The sequence below is a fragment of the Bacillus sp. B2-WWTP-C-10-Post-4 genome (assembly GCF_009183805.1).
GTDB classification, from domain to species: domain Bacteria; phylum Bacillota; class Bacilli; order Bacillales; family Bacillaceae_G; genus Bacillus_A; species Bacillus_A cereus.
In genome coordinates this window covers 1-5,688 of sequence record NZ_WEII01000172.1, presented here as the reverse complement: position 1 = coordinate 5,688, position 5,688 = coordinate 1, and the positions used below count along the sequence as shown (strand labels likewise).

The following is a 5,688-nucleotide window of genomic DNA, read 5'->3' as shown; positions in this document are numbered from 1 at the left end:
GAATTATAACGATTGATCAAAAAAGTTAGTGATTAAAAATATTATTCTTTAGTACATACATTTTTAAGATGTTAAATATATTTCATAATAGTCTCTGTAAGATAGGGATAAGTAGAATAGTACTTTTTATAACTTTGAATGTCATTCATAATAGCACCAGTAAGAAGAAAACAAGCTTTACGGTACTACTAGTTTCCAAAGATGTTACAGTAGTTTATTTAGAATCAGATTGATTGAAAGGTTGTACTATATGGCCTAATAATTTCGAAAAAATGTCGGTGTGGCATAAAACAATTATGGAGGTTAAAGATATGAGTACTTCAAATTTGAATGAAATAAGTAAACAAATTTTAAAAGAGGAGGAAACACTTCAATTTTCCTCTTTTACAAATGAAGATGCCTTGCAACTAGGTTTATTTATCGTTGAAACAGCAAAGCGAGAGGGGAAATTGATTGCTGTTGATATAACGAAAAATGGTGTGCAATTATTTCATTTCAAGATGACAGGGACAAATGAGGAAAATACGAAATGGATTGAGCGTAAAAAACGAGTCGTTTCCCTGCATGATCGTAGCTCGTATTATATGCAGATACAAAGTGAAATAACTGGGGTCTCCTATAATGAAAAATATCTTTTAGATACTTCAGAATACGCTGCGTTTGGTGGATGTTTTCCTATCAGAATAAAAAACGTAGGGGTTATTGGAATGATAACAGTTTCAGGATTACCACCAGAAGAAGATCACGAATTGGTAATAAGGGCAGTTAAAAATCATTTGAAGCAATAGTAAAAATAAATGTGATGGTTAAGTAAAAGCCAAGAATGAACATATTATTGTTCGTTTTTGGCTTTTTATTATTTTTTCTTATAGTCGGCTAAGAGGGTTCTTTTACAGGTAGTACTTAATTTTGCAATGTTCTTTAAATTGCATCGTTTTGTTCGAGTGAGCGAAATTGCTGTAATTGAAGATGCTCTAAATTAATGTGAAATTTGGTGATTAAAGTAGCTACATTTCATATTTGTGTAAATATGAAACAAGCAGGATACATGAATAGAGAATGGGTAAAATAGTACCGAATGATGATTAGATTTTATGAATGATGTTATAAGGCTTTTTTTAGGAAAACTGAAGGAAGCAGTGTGTTTAGATTTAGAATGACTGGCAATGGGTGCTAGGAAGTTCAATGATTCAAAAATGAACTCATTTAAACGCATATTATCTTCGAGATGTATCATTTTGAAGAATATTAAAACTTAGGAGGAACGGAATTATGACAAAAGATTTCTATACTGCACTGAAAGAAAGACGTACTTACTATGGGATTAATAAAGAGGTACAAGTATCGGATGAAAAAATTAAAGAAATCGTGGAGTTTGCTGTGAAATATACTCCATCCGCTTTCAATTCTCAAACTGCACGATTAGTTGTATTATTTGGTGAAGCTCATGATAAATTATGGGATATTACCACTGAAACATTAAGAAAAGTAGTTGGAGATGGAGATTTTTCAGGAACGCAACAAAAAATGGATTCTTTTAAAGCTGGTTATGGAACAGTATTATTCTTTGAAGATGAGGCTATCGTTAAATCGCTTCAAGAAAAATTTGCTGCATATGCTGAAAACTTCCCAATTTGGTCACACCAAGCATCAGGTATGCACCAATTAGTCGTGTGGACAGGTTTAGAAGCAGAGGGATTAGGGGCATCATTACAACATTATAATCCATTAATTGACGATGAGGTAAAACAAGAATGGAATGTCCCTGCTAATTGGAAACTAATTGCACAAATGCCATTTGGTAATCCAACAGCTGCACCAGGTGAAAAAGAATTCCAACCACTTGAAGAGCGTGTGAAATTTCATAAGTAATATTCGAATGTAATAAAATAGAAATTTAATCAGTGGTGGTCTTACTGTCCGCAAATAGCAGGGGAAGCTAACTGTATTGTAAAAATAAAACTGTTTATTAATAAAAAAGCTTATTCGTTTTTTTTATTAATCGAGTATGTATGAATAAAAGATTTTAAAACACTATTTTAATCTGTAAGGGAACAAGGTGATCGTTTTGATCACCTTGCTTTATTTCTTACATTTTATTTATTAAAAAACGCTAGCTTTTCATAAATGCTTGAAAAATTAGCGTTTTAATAATAGGTATCTGTAATTTGATTACTTAAAACTATATACGAAAAAGCTTTTATGTTATTCCTCAAGTTCTATCCATTCCTGTGACCATTCTTCTATTCCGCGAATAATAGCTTCTAAAGCAAATCCTTTTTGAGTTAAAGAATATTCTATACGAACTGGTGTCTCAGGAAAGACTTTACGTTCGACAATTCCTTCTAGTTCTAATTCTTTCAATCTTTCTGAAAGTAATCTTCCGCTAACAGGAAGAGAAGATTCAAGTGTACAAAAGCGCTGAGATCCAGAAAAAAGTTGGTAAATAATTAGTGCTGTCCATCGTTGACTAAAAAATTTCATTCCTTTTTCAAAGCGAGGGCATAATGTAGAATCATTCATTTTCCTTCACCTCCTAAAATAAATTATATAACATCTTACTATTAGTAACAAATGTTTTTATAATTAATTACTTGACGTAAATTGATTACGAATGTATACTCACTTACGTAAAGTAACTAAGTTGTTTTATGTAACTAAAACTCTTTTCTTTAAATGGCCAAAGTTGTAATGATACATATTGCATATAAGCTGAGAGAAAAAAGAATAGCATCTGTAAAAACACTTACGTTGTGTAAGTTAAACAATAAAAAATATAACAATGGAAGAGAATTTTAGAGATTCTCTATACTAGGAGGTACCTAATGGTTACAACAGATACAATTCATATGTTAGAAGATAAAATTCAATTTATACATCAAGATGGAAAGGATATTTATTTAGTAGGCCCTATCAAATTGCCAATTAATTTATATGGGGAGACTAAAGTTTTTCAATGGTATTCTTGGTTACAATGTAGTGAGGTTACAAATAGTGTAGAAGGAATTATCGAAAAACTCTCATCTATTAATTTAGCTGATATGCAGCAATCTAGTGTACTTGTATATGGTGATTTTGAGAATTCTGAAGATGCCCTAATTCGTATGCATAGTATTTGTCACACCGGTGATATCTTTGGTAGTAAACGTTGTGACTGTGGATTCCAATTAAAGCAGTCTTTACAAATGATTACAGAACATGGTTCAGGTGCTTTATTTTACTTAGCGAATCATGAAGGGAGAGGAATTGGCTTGTTTAGTAAAGCTATGACGTACCTCTTGCAAGAAAATGGGTTAGATACAGTAGAAGCTAATCTGAACCTAGGTTTTGAAGATGATGTTCGAAACTATGATGATACAATTGAAGTATTAAAAGCGCTACGCTCAAAACCTGTAAAACTTATTACAAATAATCCGAAAAAATTAGAAGCGTTACAAAAAGCTGGATTAAATGTTACGAGTCGTGAACCGTTATGGGGTGATGTCTCAGAGTTTAATGAGAAATATTTGCAAACGAAGATTCAGCGTTCTGGACATTTTGAAGGGGGACACTTACATGCTTGAGCATGAATTGTATATGAAGCTAGCACTAGAAAATGCCAAGGCTATGAAGGGACAAACGACTCCAAATCCATTGGTTGGATCTGTAATTGTAAATGATAATCGAATTGTAGGGGTCGGAGCACATATGAAGGCCGGAGAACCACATGCCGAAATACATGCGATACGTATGGCTGGAGAACAGGCACGTGGTGGTACAATTTATGTAACTCTTGAACCTTGTTCTCATCATGGTAGAACAGGGCCTTGTGCTGAAGCAATTGTACAAGCAGGAATTAAGAAGGTAGTAGTTGCTACACTTGATCCAAACCCGCTTGTTTCTGGACGTGGAATTAAAATTCTACAAGATGCAGGTATTGAAGTACTTGTAGGAGTGTGTGAAGAAGAATCTAAAAAAATGAATGAAGTCTTTAATAAATATATTTTGACAAAGCGCCCATTTGTAACGATTAAATCAGGAGTTACATTAGATGGGAAAATCGCTACGTCTTTATCGGATAGTAAGTGGATTACATCTACAGAAGCAAGACAAGAAGTACACCAAATACGAAACGAAAATGCGGCTATTTTAGTAGGAGCGAATACTGTTCAAAAGGATAATCCATCATTGACAACGCGTATTCCAAATGGCCGAAATCCAATTCGAGTAATATTGGACTCGACATTACGCATACCGATGGAAGCTAACGTTGTTACAGATAGAGAAGCTCCTACCTGGATATTTACAACAAGTAATCATGCAGAGGAAAAAAAGAAAGCATTAGAAAATGCAGGAGTTAAAGTATTTGTTACTAGCGGAGAAAAGCATATAAACTTACATGAAATGCTTGATGTTTTAGGACAAAAAGGAGTTTCCTCCCTGCTTATTGAAGGTGGTGGAGAAGTAAATGCTTCGTTTATTGAAAATAAACTAATGGATAAAATTATTTTATATTTCGCACCTAAAATTATTGGAGGTAGATTGGCGCCTAGTTTTGTAGAGGGGACTGGTATTACTAAAATGAAAGATGCAATTGAATTTAAGGATATATCATTTACCCAGATTGGAAAAGATTATAGATTTATTGGCTATCCAGCATATCGGAAAGATGAGCAATAAGGGGAATAAAAACTACTTATATGTTCCGATAAATGGATTGCAGAAAGGAGCGATGAAGAGTGAAGTTTGGATTTGATATCGATGATACACTAATTGATTTAAGGCAGCATGCTTTTCATTTATATAATAAGAAATTAAACAAAAAAGTAGGGTTGGATGTATTCCATTCTTTAAAAACAATTGAAATTCATGAAGCATTTGGCATGACTTCCGAGGAAGGCGGTCATATGTGGAATAGTTTGCTGGATGAGATTTATTATACTTCTTGTTCACCGTTTCCGTATGCTGTAGAGACATTGCAAGAATTAGAAAGACAGGGACATGAAATTTACTATATAACGGCGCGACCTAAAGAGCATGGAGAGCAAACAAAAAAATGGTTAATAGAAAAAGGATTTCCGGTACATGAAGATCGCTTTTTCTATGGAATGAAGGATGAAGAAAAAATACACTTTATACAAGAAATAAAATTAAACTATTTCTTTGATGATAAGCCGGCTGTTTTAGAAACGTTAATAGGAAAACCGATAAATGTATATGCAAAAACTACTTCTTACAATCAATATCTCAATATCCCGCGTATTACAAATTGGATGGAGTTAGGAGATATTATAAAGAAAGATATGTGAGGATTTAAATGGAAAATCAAATAGAGCCAAGAGCATATTGAGTATTACAATTTTAGAGGAAAGACATACGTATTATGTCTTTCCTTATTTTTTAATATTATCGTTTTTATTAGTGTGATGTGCTAGGAGTACTTCTAATAGAGGGGAAATAGAAAAATGAGCAATAAGAAAAATATTTTTAAGCTAGTCTTGTATGGAAGCGTAATTTATATATCATATCAGTGATGGTTTTCCCTGGTGCCACAGTATATGCGGATATTTTGAATAAGAAGTTCAAGAATTAATGAGATGTGTTCATAATCATGAATTTTTGGAAAACGAAAATTACAATGTTAGGTTATTTTGAATCAGTAGTGGACGATATGCAAAATTACATATTACAAAATAAACATCGTAATTT

Annotated in this window: 6 protein-coding genes; 5 read left to right on the top strand and 1 reads right to left on the bottom strand. The window is 32.8% G+C overall.

Annotated features, from left to right (window positions below):
* Positions 1–272 precede the first annotated feature (272 nt).
* Together GBN78_RS28070 and GBN78_RS28065 are read left to right on the top strand one after the other, a co-directional pair.
* The gene (locus tag GBN78_RS28070) at positions 273–788 is read left to right on the top strand and encodes a heme-degrading domain-containing protein (RefSeq protein WP_139016290.1); all 516 of its coding nucleotides are present in this window, start codon (positions 273–275) and stop codon (positions 786–788) included.
* A gap of 484 nt (positions 789–1,272) precedes the next feature.
* Entirely contained in the window at positions 1,273–1,872 is a 600-nt protein-coding gene (locus GBN78_RS28065; protein ID WP_000158938.1) for a nitroreductase family protein, read from the top strand.
* A 333-nt stretch (positions 1,873–2,205) separates the two neighbouring features.
* Here the strand turns inward: GBN78_RS28065 and GBN78_RS28060 are convergent, their stop codons facing one another.
* Entirely contained in the window at positions 2,206–2,523 is a 318-nt protein-coding gene (locus GBN78_RS28060) for a winged helix-turn-helix transcriptional regulator (protein WP_001000104.1), read from the bottom strand.
* A 302-nt stretch (positions 2,524–2,825) separates the two neighbouring features.
* Here GBN78_RS28060 and GBN78_RS28055 point away from each other — a divergent pair, with 302 nt between their 5' ends.
* Genes GBN78_RS28055 through GBN78_RS28045 form a run of 3 tightly spaced genes read left to right on the top strand, consistent with a single transcriptional unit; the run spans position 2,826 to position 5,288 of the window.
* A complete protein-coding gene (locus GBN78_RS28055) occupies positions 2,826–3,563 on the top strand; it encodes a GTP cyclohydrolase II (protein WP_000258865.1) in 738 nt (245 codons plus the stop codon).
* Positions 3,556–4,659, top strand: coding sequence for a bifunctional diaminohydroxyphosphoribosylaminopyrimidine deaminase/5-amino-6-(5-phosphoribosylamino)uracil reductase RibD (ribD, locus tag GBN78_RS28050; RefSeq protein ID WP_000889429.1), 1,104 nt, complete (start codon positions 3,556–3,558; stop codon positions 4,657–4,659). The genes GBN78_RS28055 and ribD overlap by 8 nt, the downstream gene beginning before the upstream one ends.
* Before the next feature lie 59 nt (positions 4,660–4,718).
* Entirely contained in the window at positions 4,719–5,288 is a 570-nt protein-coding gene (locus GBN78_RS28045) for a 5' nucleotidase, NT5C type (protein WP_000668223.1), read from the top strand.
* Positions 5,289–5,688: the final 400 nt, after the last annotated feature.

Bases quoted from the DNA above. Each gene is read 5' to 3' on its own strand.
- GBN78_RS28070 (WP_139016290.1), top strand. From the start codon at position 273: ATGTCGGTGTGGCATAAAACAATTATGGAGGTTAAAGATATGAGTACT.
- GBN78_RS28065 (WP_000158938.1), top strand. From the start codon at position 1,273: ATGACAAAAGATTTCTATACTGCACTGAAAGAAAGACGTACTTACTAT.
- GBN78_RS28060 (WP_001000104.1), bottom strand. From the start codon at position 2,523: ATGAATGATTCTACATTATGCCCTCGCTTTGAAAAAGGAATGAAATTT.
- GBN78_RS28055 (WP_000258865.1), top strand. From the start codon at position 2,826: ATGGTTACAACAGATACAATTCATATGTTAGAAGATAAAATTCAATTT.
- ribD (WP_000889429.1), top strand. From the start codon at position 3,556: ATGCTTGAGCATGAATTGTATATGAAGCTAGCACTAGAAAATGCCAAG.